At 53.1% G+C, this 15,815-nt stretch carries 14 protein-coding genes; 3 read left to right on the forward strand and 11 right to left on the reverse strand.

Annotated elements, in window-relative coordinates:
- Nucleotides 1-17: 17 nt before the first annotated feature.
- From RDO88_RS09480 to RDO88_RS09500, 5 genes are read right to left on the reverse strand one after another with little or no spacing between them, the layout of a single operon-like run.
- On the reverse strand, nt 18-698 hold the full coding sequence (locus RDO88_RS09480; protein WP_307759133.1) for a NigD-like C-terminal domain-containing protein: 681 nt from the start codon (nt 696-698) through the stop codon (nt 18-20).
- Nucleotides 695-1,840, reverse strand: coding sequence for an acyltransferase (locus RDO88_RS09485; RefSeq protein ID WP_307759134.1), 1,146 nt, complete (start codon nt 1,838-1,840; stop codon nt 695-697). The genes RDO88_RS09480 and RDO88_RS09485 overlap by 4 nt, the downstream gene beginning before the upstream one ends.
- Nucleotides 1,841-1,852: 12 nt before the next feature.
- A complete protein-coding gene (locus RDO88_RS09490; RefSeq protein WP_307759135.1) occupies nt 1,853-2,827 on the reverse strand; it encodes a D-alanine--D-alanine ligase in 975 nt (324 codons plus the stop codon).
- Nucleotides 2,824-3,906, reverse strand: coding sequence for an RluA family pseudouridine synthase (locus RDO88_RS09495; RefSeq protein ID WP_307759136.1), 1,083 nt, complete (start codon nt 3,904-3,906; stop codon nt 2,824-2,826). Before RDO88_RS09495 ends, RDO88_RS09490 begins: the two co-directional genes overlap by 4 nt.
- 8 nt (nt 3,907-3,914) lie before the next feature.
- Nucleotides 3,915-4,574, reverse strand: coding sequence for a PASTA domain-containing protein (locus RDO88_RS09500; protein WP_307759137.1), 660 nt, complete (start codon nt 4,572-4,574; stop codon nt 3,915-3,917).
- Nucleotides 4,575-4,809: 235 nt separating this feature from the next.
- Between RDO88_RS09500 and RDO88_RS09505 the strand changes: the two genes are divergently transcribed.
- Nucleotides 4,810-5,259, forward strand: a complete 450-nt coding sequence (locus tag RDO88_RS09505) for a DUF6078 family protein (RefSeq protein ID WP_307759138.1) — start codon at nt 4,810-4,812, stop codon at nt 5,257-5,259.
- Nucleotides 5,260-5,512: 253 nt separating this feature from the next.
- Complete coding sequence (locus RDO88_RS09510; RefSeq protein ID WP_307759139.1) at nt 5,513-6,301, forward strand: family 16 glycosylhydrolase; 789 nt, start codon at nt 5,513-5,515, stop codon at nt 6,299-6,301.
- 90 nt (nt 6,302-6,391) lie between these two features.
- On the opposite strand, the gene rpmH is transcribed toward RDO88_RS09510, so the two are convergent.
- Nucleotides 6,392-6,553, reverse strand: coding sequence for a 50S ribosomal protein L34 (rpmH, locus tag RDO88_RS09515; RefSeq protein WP_004292199.1), 162 nt, complete (start codon nt 6,551-6,553; stop codon nt 6,392-6,394).
- A 192-nt stretch (nt 6,554-6,745) separates the two neighbouring features.
- On the opposite strand from rpmH, the gene efp reads away from it, so the two are divergent.
- Nucleotides 6,746-7,312 (forward strand): elongation factor P, encoded by a 567-nt coding sequence (efp, locus tag RDO88_RS09520; RefSeq protein ID WP_307759140.1) that lies wholly within the window; start codon nt 6,746-6,748, stop codon nt 7,310-7,312.
- 91 nt (nt 7,313-7,403) lie between these two features.
- On the opposite strand, the gene RDO88_RS09525 is transcribed toward efp, so the two are convergent.
- The 5 genes from RDO88_RS09525 to RDO88_RS09545 are packed head-to-tail and all read right to left on the reverse strand — an operon-like array spanning nt 7,404 to nt 15,734.
- Nucleotides 7,404-8,915 carry a trehalase family glycosidase gene (locus RDO88_RS09525; protein WP_307759141.1) on the reverse strand — a complete coding sequence of 504 codons (1,512 nt, stop codon included), beginning with the start codon at nt 8,913-8,915 and terminating at the stop codon, nt 7,404-7,406.
- A gap of 16 nt (nt 8,916-8,931) precedes the next feature.
- Complete coding sequence (locus RDO88_RS09530) at nt 8,932-10,386, reverse strand: sulfatase-like hydrolase/transferase (RefSeq protein WP_307759142.1); 1,455 nt, start codon at nt 10,384-10,386, stop codon at nt 8,932-8,934.
- Between the two features lie 19 nt (nt 10,387-10,405).
- Nucleotides 10,406-11,821 carry a sulfatase-like hydrolase/transferase gene (locus tag RDO88_RS09535; RefSeq protein ID WP_307759143.1) on the reverse strand — a complete coding sequence of 472 codons (1,416 nt, stop codon included), beginning with the start codon at nt 11,819-11,821 and terminating at the stop codon, nt 10,406-10,408.
- Between the two features lie 22 nt (nt 11,822-11,843).
- Nucleotides 11,844-14,192 carry a family 20 glycosylhydrolase gene (locus RDO88_RS09540; protein WP_307759144.1) on the reverse strand — a complete coding sequence of 783 codons (2,349 nt, stop codon included), beginning with the start codon at nt 14,190-14,192 and terminating at the stop codon, nt 11,844-11,846.
- 15 nt (nt 14,193-14,207) lie between these two features.
- Nucleotides 14,208-15,734, reverse strand: a complete 1,527-nt coding sequence (locus RDO88_RS09545) for a sulfatase-like hydrolase/transferase (RefSeq protein ID WP_307759165.1) — start codon at nt 15,732-15,734, stop codon at nt 14,208-14,210.
- Nucleotides 15,735-15,815: the final 81 nt, after the last annotated feature.

Raw genomic sequence — 15,815 nt, forward strand, 5'->3', positions numbered from 1 at the left:
TAAAAATGATCCGGCTGTCACACAGGCCGGTATTCAAAGGTATATGTCTTTATTTCACCCGAATAAGTATGCACATGCAGGCTCACATCTACCACATCAATTTCCTCGCCGGCATACTGCAACAAAGGTATCGAACAATAGGCACGCTGGCTGTAGGCCTGCGTATCGCCTCCGTCGTCGTGATACAGCGTCAGCTCTACCGACGAACGGCGGGCGTCGGCATCGACCGTCACCCGGTCTTCCACATAGTGGAATGTATGCTTGCCCTGCTGTGCCTTGACGGTAAGCATCAGGTTCAGGTAGTTGCGGCCCATCCATACGCTCAGCACATCCACCGGGTCGGTCTTTACTCCATCGGGAAACTTGTCGGCCGGCAGAGGTATCGGGGCGATGGCAGCCGCCACGGCATACAGACGTACCCCCTCGCCTTCCTCGCAGCGTATCCGTTCGTAATTGCTGACAATACGGACCAGCGAGTCGGGACGGGTACGCGAACGGGAGTCATCGGCCAGCACGGCATATTCCTCCCCCTCATCCGTCAGCACCCGCTCCAGCATTCCGTCGGCCCCCGATCGAGCTGTCAGAAATTCCAGCTTGACAGACGGATAATGATAGTTGTCTTCCCCGCAAGCTGCCAGCAGCAGACACAACGCTCCCAACAGACAGCCACACCAATATCCCGTCGTCACCTTCCTCATACTTCCATCGCTTTCAGATGATTTTTCAGCGGATTGGCATACATCTCGAGCATCTTGGTACGCAGGAAAGCTTCGTCCTTATTTTCCAGCGTAATGCGCGACAGCTGCCCAGCCAGATAGCTCTCGAACTTCTGTCTGTCGGCGGCCGTATAATGTCCGGCATAGGTATCACTACCGGCCAGAAGGTCGGCGGCCACATAGTTGCACGGATACAGACGGTAACCGCGATGTATCTCCCTATCGATGATGGCCGAAACGGTAGAGAAGAGTTCCTGACGGGGCATCTTGCGGTCCAGATCCGCCAGGACGGTGTTGATGCAGGGGGCTATGTGGAAGTGCACACGCCCCTTGTAGCCGAGCAGGCCTGTCTGCATGTTCTTCAGGTCGTCGGCCGTCGACTTCTTGTAGTCGGGATGGTCGCGCTTCAGCTGGAACTCCCACGCCTTGAGGAAGTCGCAGGGGTCGAACTCGTAGGATATGGAGAGCGGCGCGATGTTCATCTCCATCAGACGGTCCAGCACATCGCCCTCACCACCGATGGCCAGCATCTTGAGCACACTGTCCTGCGTACGGTCGTCCGAGTCCTTGGCACGTCCCTCGCGCTGGGCTATCCAGACGGACTGCTTCTTCTGCGAGAGGGTGTAATGCATATAGCGCGACATGCGTGCCGACGACTCGAGCATCTGCCGCATGGGCAGACCGCGTTGTACGATGAACGACTTGTTGATACGCACCAGCTTCTTGATCCAGGGATAGATGAGGAGGTTGTCGCCAATGGCTATCTCCACCGTATCGCCGCCTTCGTCCACAAGCAGTACAGACAGGAAGCCGGAGTCGAGGATGATGTCGCGGTGGTTGGATATATAGGTATAGGCACCGGCTTTGTCGGCCAGGCCATTGTCCAGCGTCACGCCGTCCGAAGCCTCCTGCATGATGCGCTTCAGCATGGTGTATCCGAAGGCTTTCTGAAACTCAAGTTTCGTCTTGCAACTGCGCATTTTGGCGGCCAGCATCTCAAAAGGCACACCGGGAAAGGCCGCGGAGGCCACCTGCCTGAAAGCCGGATCGGCTATCAGTTCCTCGTACACTTCGGGGAGTTCCTCGTCGTGGTAGGGGCGGATTTCGTCAAATTCGTCGTACATGGTAATGAGAGGTTAAAACTTGTTTTCTATAATGTCTGTCATCACGTCCTTGATGTCCAGGCCGGCGGCACGCACCTGCTGGGGGATGAAGCTGGTGGCCGTCATGCCCGGCGTGGTGTTCACCTCGAGCAGATTGATCTTGTCGCCCTCGGTCACGATGTAGTCCACGCGGATGATGCCCTGTGCGCCCAGAATGTCGTAGATGGCCGAAGTGAGCTTCTTCACCCGGTCGGCCAACTCATCGGAGATGCGGGCAGGCGTGATTTCGTCGGACTCGCCGTTGTACTTGGCCTTGTAGTCGAAGTATTCGTTGTGGCTCACCACCTCGGTGATGGGGAAGACCACCGACTTGTCGCGCGTCTTGTAGCAACCGCAGGTCAGCTCGGTGCCGTCCATAAAGGCTTCCACCACCACTTCCTGCGCTTCGTCGAAGGCCTTGGCAATGGCGGGCTGTATCTGTTCGCGTGTCTTTACCTTGGTCACGCCGAAGCTGGAGCCTCCCAGGCTGGGCTTGATGAAACAGGGCAGGCCGATTTTCTCCACCACTTCGTCGTCGGTGATGGTCTGTCCCTGACGCAGGAGGAGCGACTCGGCAATGCGTACGCCATAGGCATGCAGATACTGGTTGCAGGCAAACTTGTCATACGTAAGCGCCGCCGCCAGCACGCCACAGCAGGAGTACGGGATGCGGAGCATGTCGAAGTAGCCCTGCAGGCGTCCGTCCTCGCCCGGCGTACCGTGGATGGTGATGTAGGCAAAGTCGAACTTCACCTTCTGCCCGTCCAGCTGGAAGCTGAAGTCGTTGCGGTCTACGGGCAGCGTGCGTCCGTCGCCGAGCCGCACGTGCCAGTCGAGGCCGTGCATGCCCACTATATATAATGTGTACTTCTCCTTGTCGATGAAGGAGTAGATTCCTTGTGCGCTGCGCAGGGAAACTTCATACTCGGAGGTATCGCCTCCGGCAACAATAGCAATCGTGCGTTTCATTCTAATTCTCTGTTACTGATGTAGCTTCTCCATTTGCCGATGAGGTTCGTCATGTCGTCGGGCAGTTCGGAAGTGAAGTACATTTCCTCGCCGGTGACGGGATGGACAAAGCCCAGCGTCATGGCGTGGAGCGCCTGGCGCGGGCAGATGTCAAAGCAGTTGTTTACAAATTGTTTGTATTTGGCAAAATGTGTACCTTTCAGGATTTCGTGGCCGCCGTAGCGCTCGTCGTTGAAGAGCACGTGGCCGATGTGCTTCATGTGCACACGTATCTGGTGCGTGCGCCCCGTCTCGAGGATGCACTCGACGAGCGTGACGTAGCCGAAGCGCTCCAGCACGCGGTAGTGGGTCACGGCATGCTTGCCTTCGCCCTCGGGCAGGACAGCCATCTGGAGGCGGTCCTTGGGATTGCGACCGATGTTGCCCACAATCGTTCCCTCGTCCTGCTCCACGTTGCCCCACACCAGGGCCCGGTAGCGGCGCTTGGTGGTCTTGTGGAAGAACTGCCAGCCCAGGTTGGTCTTGGCGTCGGCCGTCTTGGCAATGACCAGCAGGCCGGAGGTATCCTTGTCGATGCGGTGCACCAGTCCCAGGTGCGGGTCGTTGGCATCGTAGCCCTTGGTGTCCTTCAGATGCCAGGCGATGGCGTTCACCAGCGTGCCGTGCCAGTTGCCGTGGCCCGGATGTACCACCAGTCCGGCGGGCTTGTTGACCACCATCACGTAGTCATCCTCATAGACTACGTTCAGCGGGATGTCTTCGGGCACCACTTCGTTGTCGTAGCGGGGACGGTCCATCATCACGGTAATGACGTCGAACGGCTTCACCTTGTAGCTGCTCTTCACGGGCTTGCCGTTGGCCATGACGAAGCCCGCGTCGGCCGCCTTCTGGATGCGGTTGCGCGAGGAGTTGGTGATGCGGTCGAAGAGATATTTGTCCACACGCATCATCTCCTGCCCCTTGTCTACCACCACGCGGAAGTGTTCGTAGAGCTGGGCCTCGTCGCCCACCGGCTCCACGTCGTCCGGGCATTCGTCCTCCAGGTCGTCTATGTCAATGTCTATATCTTCTTCTCTCATAGTCTGTGTCAAAACCAGTCTTCTTCTTCCAGCGTTTCTCCGGCTGGTTGCGGAGCCTCGGTCTGCGGCACTCCCAGGGAGTCGACAGCCAGCGAGTCGGTCGGCATCGGTTCTCCGTCACCGTTACCGATAACCAGCGTAAGCGTGGCTCCCACCGGTACTTTGGCTCCCATGTCGAGCACACGCCCGCCATACTTCACCTCGTATACCCAGTCCTTTTCGCCGGGGATAGAGTCGTTGTTAGTCAGGCGGAAACCGGCGGCCAGCAAACGGGCCTCGGCCTGGCGGACGGAGCTGTTGTCGGCCACGTCGGGCACTTCCTGCAAAGGAGTGCTCAGGGTGTTGATGGTGAGGTAGACCGTCCGTCCCTGCTTGACACGCTGTCCGGCCACGGGATTATAGTCGAGCACACATCCGGCAGGCAGCTTCTTGACGTAGCTGGAGTCGGCCACAACAGCCTTCAGCCCGCGTTCGGCAAACATTTTCTGCGCATCCGTCAGGCTCAGTCCCTTGACGTCGGGCACCACCACAGCCTCGCCGTGGCGTGTATAGGCATCCAAAGCCTTGAGTACGCCGAACAGGCAACCGCCCGCCACGACAATCATGGCGGCGATGTTTATCCAGAAGAGCTTGTTCTGCCGGAAAGAAAAGAATTCTTTTATCGTCATAACCTTCGCTTTTTCGGGCAAAGATAGTGAAAGGTGAGCGCAGAAACAAATGAAAATATAATTTTCAATTATTTCTGCCGAACCGCATCCTATTTTATCAAAAGATAATGAAAGGTGAGCGCAGAACAAAATATTGAAACATGTTTCAGATGTTTTTTCTGCCGAACCGCGGAGTATCCTGCAAAAAATCTTATCTTTGTCCGTAGGAAGCCATAACTTAAAAACCGATTGCCTTATGCTCGACTTTGATTACACCCAACTCTCCAAGTACTACATGTTCTGCACGCAGGCCGACTGCCCTCTGGCCGCACAATGCCTGCGCCACGCCCTGATGGAAGGCCTGCCCGCCAGCCTCACCTACATCCGCATCCTCTCGCCCGTCGTGGCGCGAGGCCTGGCCGGAAAAGGCTGCCCGCACTTCAGCCCTGCCGACAAGCAACGCTTCGCACGCGGCATCGAGTCACTGCTGGCACAGCTGCAGACCTTCAACTACAAAGACGCCGTGTGGCTCAAGCGGAAAATCTACGACTACTTCGGCAAAAATCCTTACTACCGCATCAAGCACGGCGAGCGCCTGATAACGCCCCGGCATCAGGAACAGATACGACAATTCTTCCTCGAACGCGGCATCGACGCAGAGCCGGTGTACGACGAGTACATTTACCGCTACGACACAGAATCCTGATTATCAGCAAAAAGAGTTTCTACCCCTTTCTCAGAAAGTGGGAAAACCTTTCCCTCACCGAGAGAAAGGTTTTCCCTTTCAAAGGGAAAGGCTTTCCCTTTACAGGGGAAAGGTTTTCACCGGCTGAGGGAAAGGCGGGAAGAAAGCCTCATCGGACAGGCAAAAAGCCAAGAAAACAACGACATCCTTGGCACTTGTGGCATAAATCCTTATATTTGTCTGCTGTATAAAACCATTCAACAAACAAACAGATATGAAGAAAATCTTATGGATTGCGGCCGCAGCCCTGTGCCTCGCGGCCGGATGCCAGACCCCGAAAGACGGCTGGAAACTGGCATGGGAAGAGAATTTCGACCAGAACGGGCAGTTCGACACAGCTTCGTGGAGCAAAATACCGCGGGGAGGTTCGGACTGGAACCGCCACATGTCGGACTTTGACTCCTGCTACGACGTGCGCGACGGGAAACTCATCCTGCGTGGCCTGTTCAACCACAGCCTGCCCAACGACACGGCTCCCTACATCACCGGCGGCCTCTACACCAAAGGGAAAGTAAACTTCGAGACCGGCGGCCGTATCGACATCCGCGCACGCCTGCAAGGCGCTACCGGTGCCTGGCCGGCCTTCTGGCTGCTGCCCGAAAACGCCCAATGGCCGAACGGCGGCGAGATAGACATCATGGAGCGGCTGAACTACGACAGCATCGCCTACCAGACCGTACACTCGCACTACACCTACACCCTGGGCATCAAAGACCGTCCGAAGCAGGGCGGCATCGGGAAAATCGATCCGAACGGCTACAACGTGTACAGCGTGGAGCTGCATCAGGACAGCCTCGTCTTCCTGATAAACGACGTGCACACCTTCACCTATCCCCGCATAGAGACCGACAAGGAAGGGCAGTTCCCCTTCGCCTCCCATCCCTTCTACCTCCTGCTCGACATGCAGTTGGGCGGCAGCTGGGTAGGCAAGGTCGATACGGCCGACCTGCCGGTGGAGATGGAAATAGACTGGGTGAAGTATTACCGCCGCGAGAACAAATGACCCCGCCCGAAAGCCCGGGCATAAAAACAGAAAAGCTCCGCAGATATCGGGATATCTGCGGAGCTTTATTTCTTTTACAAGGATATAGCCTTATGCCTTCACTCCGTTGTATTCGTCAGAAACTGTCAGTTTCTTGCGGCCTTTGGCACGACGTGCTGCCAATACTCTGCGGCCATTGGCTGTAGCCATTCTCTCACGGAAACCGTGTTTGTTTTTTCTCTTTCTGTTAGAGGGTTGAAATGTTCTTTTCATTACTGTATCTTGTTTTATGTTATTATTCTCACGAATTCGGGCTGCAAAAATAGATACTTTTTTCAAATAAACCAAGAGATAACTCATTTTCTCTCAAAAGTTTTTGTGTTTTTTACCGATTTCCATTACTTTTGCACCGCATTTCGCACAAGAAAGAACTCATTAATAACACATAAATAAAAGAAGATAGTTATGATTAATGCCCAAGACATTAAAATCGGAACTTGCATCCGCATGGACGGCAAGCTGTATTTCTGCATCGACTTCCTGCATGTAAAGCCGGGAAAAGGCAACACCTTCATGCGTACCAAACTGAAAGACGTAGTGAACGGCTACGTGCTGGAGCGCCGCTTCAACATCGGCGAAAAGCTGGAAGACGTACGCGTGGAACGCCGTCCCTACCAGTACCTCTATCAGGAAGGCGAAGACTACATGTTCATGAACCAGGAGACATTCGACCAGATTCCCATCGCCCACGACCTGATCAACGGCGTTGACTTCCTGCTCGAAGGCCAGGTAGTGGATGTAGTGTCCGACGCTTCTACCGAAACCGTGCTCTACGCCGACATGCCTATCAAGGTTCAGCAGAAAGTTACTTATACAGAGCCGGGCCTGAAGGGCGATACTGCCACCAACACACTGAAGCCCGCTACCGTTGAATCGGGTGCCACCGTTCGTGTTCCCCTCTTCATCAACGAAGGCGAAATGATTGAAATCGACACACGCGACGGTTCTTACGTAGGACGTGTGAAGGCATAAAGGATATTTATCATCCCTTTATACAACAAAGAGGGTGTGCCAATACGAAGTTTGGCACACCCTCTCTTCATTTATATCCGCACGACCTCCGTCAATCGGATAGGCGGAACGACTGGTTTCCCTTTTTTATGGCATAACGTTTGCCATTCAACAGCAAGGTATAGCGTCCGTTGCTCTTCACCTTCAACTTTCCTTTTTCAGCCACAATATCCGTCACGACAGAACCGAAATGCAGATTCCGGATACCCTGCTTGAAGTCGCCCGACTTACGCCACTCCACAATCCCCTCCACAGCATCGATGCGATGAAAGCCCAACACGTTCTCGATGAACAGCGAGATGGGGCCAAGCGCCGACCAGCCGCAAAAGTCGGGAGCCACCCGCACCTGCTTGCCCTTATACATTCTTTCTGCCGGCTGGGGAGACGAAGGCGAATAACATTCCCAAATGGTATGAGGCGTACAGCCGGTATAGGTTTCGGACATCTGTGACAACAGGCTGCACGCATGCTTATGCGCAATGTCATAATAACCATATTTCTGCAAGGCCTTTGTACTCATATAGGCCAACGGCAGCCAGACAGAACCCTTCCAATAATAACCGTATTCATCGTTATATTCAGGATCGCTCCGGGAGACTGACGGCCAAGGATACTTTCCGCCGAATTCACCGGCGTCTTCGGCATAACGGGCAAGGCGGGCAGCCTGTGTACGGTCGGGCACCTCGGCCAGCATGGTCCAATATACGGCAGGCGTCCGTACCTTCAGGAAAGAGGTGTCGGAGGGAGCCAAATCATAGTAGAAGCCGTCTTCCTCGTCCCAATAATACTCATTCAGCAACTTTTTATTCTTCGCATACAATGCGCCAAACTCATCGGCCAGGGTCTGCTCATCCAGTTCTTCGGCCAGCCTCTTGATGTATAAGGCAGCCAGTGCCTGCTGGGCCAGCGCATCTACCCATAGCATTTCACTCTTATGTTCCCTCCCTCTGGGTGTATTGTCCATACCGCTCTGCACACTTCCCCAGCGGTATCCCAGGTCGGTTTTCTCCAAAGCAACCCAGGCATGCTTGAAATGTAGCTGAAAGCCACGCTTCAAGGCATCGAACCAGTAATAATGCCGTTGCAGGAAACGGTCGTCGAGCAGTACCTTCCGTATACGGTCCTTATCGCCCGTCATCCGATAATACTCATATTCCACCCACGGGAAAAAAGGAGGATTATCCGGATGCTGTATCCGCAAGGAAGAAGGCTTTCCATTCAATATCGATTCATAAAAATTATCCAGACTCTCGATGCCCGGAAAAACCGAAGGGGCATACCGGCAAAAGAGCACCATAAACTCTGTATCCCAAATCCAGATGGTATCGTCCCACAGATTTTCGTCCATATAGGGAGACTGAAACACGCCTTCCTGATACTTCACACGTCCCCAGGCCAATTCCCAGGCCTTCCAATACAAGTCCACCCACTCTTTATGCTCCTCGTATACCGGTTGGGGCAACTGAGTCGTGTCCAACTCCTTCTTTACCGCCGGCTGGGCCGACAACCCCAGCCAGCAGACGATTCCACAGACAAACAGCAATCCTCTGTTCAATATCGACATATTTTCTTCTATTTTATCAATGATACAACATTTTTTCCAATTCGTTTCTGATCGGTTCGCTCTTTACACGCCCGTCGTTCCACTTCTCGCCATACTCCTGCAACTCTTCCATCAGTTTGCGTACCACTTTCCTGTAAGATGGATTTGTATACTCATTGACCAGCTCATCCGGGTCTTTATCCAGGTCAGTCAACCAAGGAACATCTCCCGGCACATCAGACAAGGTCAGCTTATATCGTTTGGACACAATCGAAAGCCAACTTTTGGCAGGTCCGTCCCGTCTGTCTCCTCCACGCATAAAGACTGCATCGCGCCATTTTCTTCCTGCCTTTTTCCCTTTCAGCAGCGGAGAGAAATCGCGTCCGGCCCTGCTGGCCTCTGTATCGACACCGGCCAGCGACAGAATGGTAGGAGCAAAGTCGACAACCGACAACACCTCGTCCACCACCTTTCCTTTTTCCAACACCCCCGGATAACAAACAATGAACGGAACCCTGGCCGAAGTTTCCAGCGGTACCGATTTGTTCGTCCGCCCATGTTCACCACACAAGTCACCATGATCGGAGGTAAAGACAATAATGGTACGCTCCAGCAATCCCTGTTCTTTCAGTTCGGCGACCAACCGCCCTATGTTGTCGTCCAGACACTTCACCATACCGAAATAACGGGCCATGTTTTCCATCCGATCGTTACCATAAGCCCACGAAGGCAATCCGCTTTTGTCTTTCAGAGCCGTCTTGGGTCTTTGAAACTTAAAATGAGTATACATCGTATCATAAGGCGCACGTACCGTATTGGGACCATGCGGATCGGGATAGGCCACAACACAGCAAAAATGTTCGTCCTTATGCGCCCGGATATAGTCAATCGCCTTATCCGTCAGGAAATCTGTCATAAAGTTTTCCCGTGTCAGTCCCTTTCCGTCATAAGTGATTTCAAATTGCCCCTCCCCTTTTTCCACAATCCGCTTGTAGTGGCCACGGTTCATCATGTAACGGTTGTCCACAAAACCGAACTTACGTTCCGGCTGCCAGCCTGGACGGGCTGTACCATCCAAATGCCATTTGCCGATATACCCTGTATGATATCCTCTTCTACGAAAATCCTCGGCAAACGTCACCACCGAATCATTCATCGGGAGATCATTGGTAACCACCGCCGTCTGTTGGGGATACAAACCTGTCATAAAGGACGAACGGCTGGGAGAACTGACCGGAGTCGTTGCATAAAACCGACTGCAAATCACTCCATTCACAGCCAAGCTATCAATATTCGGTGTTTCTACGACCACTCCATCGCCCCATACTTCAGCCTCCTCGGGTGACATCAAGGCACGGTAACATCCTAACGTACGGAAATTATGTTCATCCGTATGAATCACCAAGACATTAGGTGACTCTTGCGCCCCTACATTCGCACCAGGCAGTACAGCCAGGAGCCCTGCGGCATTCAAAACAAATACCCTTCTCATCTTTCCTCTATCATTCGGTTCATTGAGTTACCTTACCCGGACTTCTGCGTGCCGTTCCCTTTCTGCGCGTCAGGTTGTCGCCCAGTTCCTCGCGCATGTCTTCCGCTATCTTCATCAGCTTGATGACCTCCTGCGGATACTGACCGATGACATTGTAGCGCTCGCCCGGATCGCGGCGCAGGTCATAGAGTTCGGGCTTGGTCAGCACCACGTTCGTCAGGTTTCCCGGCTGCCCGTCATTTCCGGGTTCGTAGGCCCCATAGGTCACATATTTGTGAGGGAAGACCAGCTTGAACCGTCCGTCGGTCACTGCTTCCAGGTCGTTCTTATTATAATAGTAGACAAACGATGCACGCGGGTAAGCCTTCTCGTCCCCCTCAATCAACGGCAGAATGCTGACGCCGTCAATCTTGCGGGTGGGCAGCGGAGCACCGGTAATCTCGGCCAGCGTCGGGAAGAGGTCGATATTGGATGCCAGCTTGTTGCAGATGCTGCCCGGACGGGTATGACCTTCCCAGTACATGATACAAGGCACACGGTTGCCACCGTCGAAAGTCGTGGCCTTGGCTTCGCGCAGACCGCCCGTCGAACCGGCATGGTTACCATAATTGGCCCAAGGGCCGTTGTCTGACGTAAGAATTATCAGTGTATGGTCCAGCAGGCCTTCCTCACGAAGCGTCTTCACCACCTCGCCTACACTCCAGTCAATCTCCATCATGACGTCGCCGAAGAGTCCCTGCTCGCTTTTCCCCTTGAACTTGTCGGAAACGGCCAAAGGTACATGTGGCATGGAATGCGCCAGATAAATGAAGAAAGGTGCCTTGCGGTTCTTCTTGATGAAAGCTACTGCCCGTTCCGTGTAGTCGGTCGTAAACCGGCTTTGGTCCGTATTATAGCCCACTACCTTGTTGCCGTCATACGTCGGCAGATCCGGGAAGTTGAACACTTCGCCTTGCTGGGGATGGTTGGGCCACATGTCATTGGAATAGGGAAGCCCGTAGTATTCGTCGAAACCGTTCTGAAGCGGCAGGAACTGGGGCGCATCGCCCAAATGCCATTTACCGAAGATAGCCGTACGATAGCCTTTCTGCTTCAGGAGTTCTCCCATCGTCATTTCTTCCGGATGGATGCCGTAGTCTGAATCGGGGCCGGGAGCTCCGGCAAATCCGATACGATTCGGATAGCAGCCGGTCAGCAAACCGGCACGCGATGCACCGCTGATGGGCTGGCAGGCCAGGAAGTGGGTAAACCGCACGCCCTGTGCCGCCAGGTTGTCAATATTCGGCGTCGTATAACCATAGGCTCCGTTGCAGGAGAAGTCACCGTAACCCACATCGTCCAGATTAATCAGAACCACATTGGTATAGTCTTGCGCGCACAGAGGAAACGCCATCCCACACGTTGCCGTAACCGATAAAAAAATCTTTGTATTCATATCACCCTATCTTTTTCATTGATTATTCATTGTATCCGATCTGTTCTTTCGAGATTTTCGTCCAGGACTTTTCACCGTACTTCCGATAGCGTACAGCTCCATCGTTGCGCTGCTGGGAATTCCATCCGCCGATGAAGTTGGATATTTGCTCCACCTTGAACGGATGCCATCCCTTGCACAAGGCAAGCGAACGGCCATACTTGGAATTGATTTGCGGACGACCGTCGTTATCCACAACCACCTTATCGCCAACCGTCACCCGGGTATCATTGGATGCAAATTCATAGATGCCGTCTTCGGGGACATAGAAGAAGCCCTCGGCCACGGCTACATAGAATTCCACATTCAGATACTTGTTCCGGCGGAGTTTGACAATCGGCTCAATGGAAGTCAGGATGCTGTCCTTCCATTCTTTCACGTCAGCCATTTCCTTGACATACAGACAACGCGCCGGTGAAAAACGGAGACGCAGGCCTCTGTTGGCCGGTTCCTCAGCTACAGCCGGCAAGAGCGACTGACGCTCGACTTCCACTTCTCTGACCAGTCCCATTTTTCCCGAAGGCAGCACACTGCGTATCTTCACCTTTCCACTCTCCTTGAACATCAGCGGTTCGGTATAGACAGCCGACTCCAGGCTAGGTTCCGTACCGTCCAGCGTATATACCATCTTCATGGGACGGGAAGTGGTGAACTCGACCACCGTACTGTCGTCCATGAAGGCTACATGGTTCCGACAAAAATCAGGCTGTTCTGGCATGGGGATATGATAGTTTATCCCATGATAATCCATCCTGACCGCCGCATTGTTCAGTCGGCGCGAGAAATCCTGGAAATCTTTCTTCTCCAACGGCGTCCAACCCACCTCCGCTACCGCCAGGATACGCGGGTATACTCTGTACTCTACCAGGTCTTCGGTATACATGCACTCCGACCATGCATTGGCCTGTACGCCCCATATATACTTTTCCTTCCCTTCCTTCACCAGCACATCGGGTACCGGATTGTACGAATACGTCTTCTCGATGGGAGCATGGCCACCCCATGCAAAAGGTTCGGCCTGATAGTTGCCCTGATAGTAATCCAGGTATAATCCGTTTCCGGCCGGAGTCATGATGACGTTATGATCCATCAGTGCCGAAGCAATGCCACCGCTTTCTCCACGCCACGACATGACCGTTGCATCGGGAGCCAGGCCACCTTCCAGAATCTCATCCCAACCGATCATCCGTTTGCCGTATTTCTTCAGAATCCGTTCGCATCTCGCTATGGCATAACTCTGCAATTTGTGTTCAGCCGAATATTTGCTGTCTGCAAAAAGCTTCTCCTCGCGAATGCGGCGCTGGCAATTCGGACAGGTTTCCCATACCTTCTTGGGGCATTCGTCACCGCCGATATGGAAATACCTGCCGGGGAACAGTTCGCTCATTTCTGCAAAGATTCCGTCGAGCATCTCGAACATCACTTCCTTGCCGGGGCAGAAAACCACCGGAAAAGGTCCCCAGCGACTCATCACCTCATACTGCTCGCCGGTACACGACAGCTCCGGATAGGCCGCAATGGCTGCCAAGCTATGGCCGGGCACGTCGATTTCAGGAATGATGGTGATGAAACGTTCCTGAGCATAGGCCACTATTTCCTTAATGTCTTCCTGCGTGTAGTATCCTGCATATTCCTTTCCGTATTCATCGATACGCTTCCCGCCGATTTCAGTGAGACGGGGATATTTCTTGATTTCTACACGCCAGCCCTGATAATCACTGAGATGGAGATGAAGTGTATTGATTTTGACAGAAGCCAACATGTCGATATGTTTTTTCAACCCTTCCACCGAAATGAAATGCCGGGCCACATCGAGCATCAGTCCACGATAGGCAAACCGGGGAGTATCCTTGACTGTAACCGCCGGTATCTGCCACTCGACACCCGATACACATTCCCCTGACTCAATCTCGGCCGGCAGCAGCTGCATCAGCGAAGCCATACCATAGAACAGGCCACGCAACGAAGAAGCACGGACATCGACCTTCTGCGGATTTACATCCAGGCAATAAGCCTCATCGCCCACAATCGTCGGGTCTATACTCAAACAGATAGCATGCTCCCTTCCTTTGGCACCAGCTAAAGGTAACTCATACCCAGTAGCCGTACGCATCTTCTGCGCATAGAAAGAAGCCACAGTCCTCAAGGAATCATGGGAAACACAAATATCAGTTCCCCGATTCAGGACAAACGTCTCTTCCCCCTGTTCAATACATGCCGGAGCCGGAATCAGATTGATTCCCTCATTGTACACTCTCTCTGACAATTTTTCCTGACCACATCCATACAGCCCCATACAGACGGTCATGACATACAACAAACCTTTTTTCATTTAAAATCCGATTATCTATTCTTTATCCAACAAACCTTCTTTTTCCAATATCTGTTTCATCCGTGCCGAATCTTCATCCGTATCGCCCACCTCCTGTCTCAATCTCATCATTTCCTTCTTCATGTCACGGATTACCGACTGATATTCCTTGTCATGATAGGCGTTGTGGTTCTCTTTCGGATCTTTCTGAAGATCATAGAACTCCCACGATGGTTCCGACTTATAGTCCGACGAGCCGGTCCTGTTCAGCCGGTCACCGTAAAGAAACATCAGTTTATAGCGGTCGGTACGTACGCCGATATGTGCCGGGCGGATGTCATGCTGCGTCCAATAACGGTAATAGATGCTCTTTCGCCAATTTTTTGGTGCTTCCGAGACCAAAACATCTCTGAAACTCCGCCCCTGGGTACCCTCAGGTGAAGACACTCCTGCAAAATCTGACAAGGTCGGTGCAAAATCGACATTCAGAATCAGTTCCTGAATACGTTTTCCGGCAGGAATCTTCCCCGGATATCGGATAACGAAAGGCATACGGGCCGCTTCTTCGTAGAACATCCGTTTGTCGAAGAAACCATGCTCGCCAAGGAAATATCCCTGGTCGGCCACATAGACCACAATCGTATTGTCAGCAATGCCCATCTCGTCCAATGCGTCCAGCAGTTTTCCGATATTGTCATCCACCGTCGCCGCACAACGCAGGTAGTCACGTATCAACTTCTGATAAGCCGCCTTTCGGGCAGCCACTTTCCCCATACCCTTGGTGGTAAAAGGCAGTTCCGGATACCGGCACCACCATTGGTCCGGGTCGGCCGATGCAACCTCCCAACGTCTTACCATTTCTTCCAACGGCTGGCCACGGAACGTACGTCCATTGGTCTCCGGTCCCCAGTCAAAGAGATTTTCCGGTTCGGGAAACGTCACACCGTCATACAGATGGCGCATCCGTTCGGGGAAGTCATAAGGCTCGTGTGTAGCCTTGAAATGGCAGCATAACAGAAAAGGTCCGTTCTCCTTCTGCTTTTTCATCCACCGAATGGCTTTTTCGGTCACGATATCGGTTGAGAATCCTCTGACCCGCTCTCCGAAGTTCCGCTGCCCCGGCCATGGATCCGTGCTGTTCTTGAAAGTCGGGTCGCGGTATTCCCCCTGATCATGGAACACCGAATAATAATCAAAACCCTGAGGCTGCGATTTCAGATGCCATTTCCCCACCAGACCGGTATGATAGCCAGCCTTCTGGAATTCCTTGGCAAAGGTAGGCAACGAAGTATCCAGCGAATCATCCAAAGTATATACCCCATTGCGATGGCTATATCTTCCTGTCAAAATACTCGCCCTGCTGGGTACGGAGATAGAATTCGTACAAAAGCAATTGTCCAGCACAGCACCCTCCCGGGCCAACCGACGGATGTTATCGGTTTGGGCATACTCGGCCAGCACCCCGCCATAAATTCCCCAAGTCTGCGAGGTGTGGTCATCACTCAATATAAACAGGATGTTCGGACGGTCTTTCCCGTCGCTTTCCCCTTCTTCTGCATACATGATGGAAAATGGCAATACAGACAGTAAACCGCCCATCCAAAAGCAATAGTTTTTCATGCGTATATTCTGATTAATAATTAT

Origin of the sequence: uncultured Mediterranea sp. (assembly GCF_902493215.1) — a bacterium.
Classification (GTDB): Bacteria; Bacteroidota; Bacteroidia; order Bacteroidales; family Bacteroidaceae; genus Bacteroides.

Bases quoted from the DNA above. Each gene is read 5' to 3' on its own strand.
- RDO88_RS09480 (WP_307759133.1), bottom strand. From the start codon at position 698: ATGAGGAAGGTGACGACGGGATATTGGTGTGGCTGTCTGTTGGGAGCG.
- RDO88_RS09485 (WP_307759134.1), bottom strand. From the start codon at position 1,840: ATGTACGACGAATTTGACGAAATCCGCCCCTACCACGACGAGGAACTC.
- RDO88_RS09490 (WP_307759135.1), bottom strand. From the start codon at position 2,827: ATGAAACGCACGATTGCTATTGTTGCCGGAGGCGATACCTCCGAGTAT.
- RDO88_RS09495 (WP_307759136.1), bottom strand. From the start codon at position 3,906: ATGAGAGAAGAAGATATAGACATTGACATAGACGACCTGGAGGACGAA.
- RDO88_RS09500 (WP_307759137.1), bottom strand. From the start codon at position 4,574: ATGACGATAAAAGAATTCTTTTCTTTCCGGCAGAACAAGCTCTTCTGG.
- RDO88_RS09505 (WP_307759138.1), top strand. From the start codon at position 4,810: ATGCTCGACTTTGATTACACCCAACTCTCCAAGTACTACATGTTCTGC.
- RDO88_RS09510 (WP_307759139.1), top strand. From the start codon at position 5,513: ATGAAGAAAATCTTATGGATTGCGGCCGCAGCCCTGTGCCTCGCGGCC.
- rpmH (WP_004292199.1), bottom strand. From the start codon at position 6,553: ATGAAAAGAACATTTCAACCCTCTAACAGAAAGAGAAAAAACAAACAC.
- efp (WP_307759140.1), top strand. From the start codon at position 6,746: ATGATTAATGCCCAAGACATTAAAATCGGAACTTGCATCCGCATGGAC.
- RDO88_RS09525 (WP_307759141.1), bottom strand. From the start codon at position 8,915: ATGTCGATATTGAACAGAGGATTGCTGTTTGTCTGTGGAATCGTCTGC.
- RDO88_RS09530 (WP_307759142.1), bottom strand. From the start codon at position 10,386: ATGAGAAGGGTATTTGTTTTGAATGCCGCAGGGCTCCTGGCTGTACTG.
- RDO88_RS09535 (WP_307759143.1), bottom strand. From the start codon at position 11,821: ATGAATACAAAGATTTTTTTATCGGTTACGGCAACGTGTGGGATGGCG.
- RDO88_RS09540 (WP_307759144.1), bottom strand. From the start codon at position 14,192: ATGAAAAAAGGTTTGTTGTATGTCATGACCGTCTGTATGGGGCTGTAT.
- RDO88_RS09545 (WP_307759165.1), bottom strand. From the start codon at position 15,734: ATGTATGCAGAAGAAGGGGAAAGCGACGGGAAAGACCGTCCGAACATC.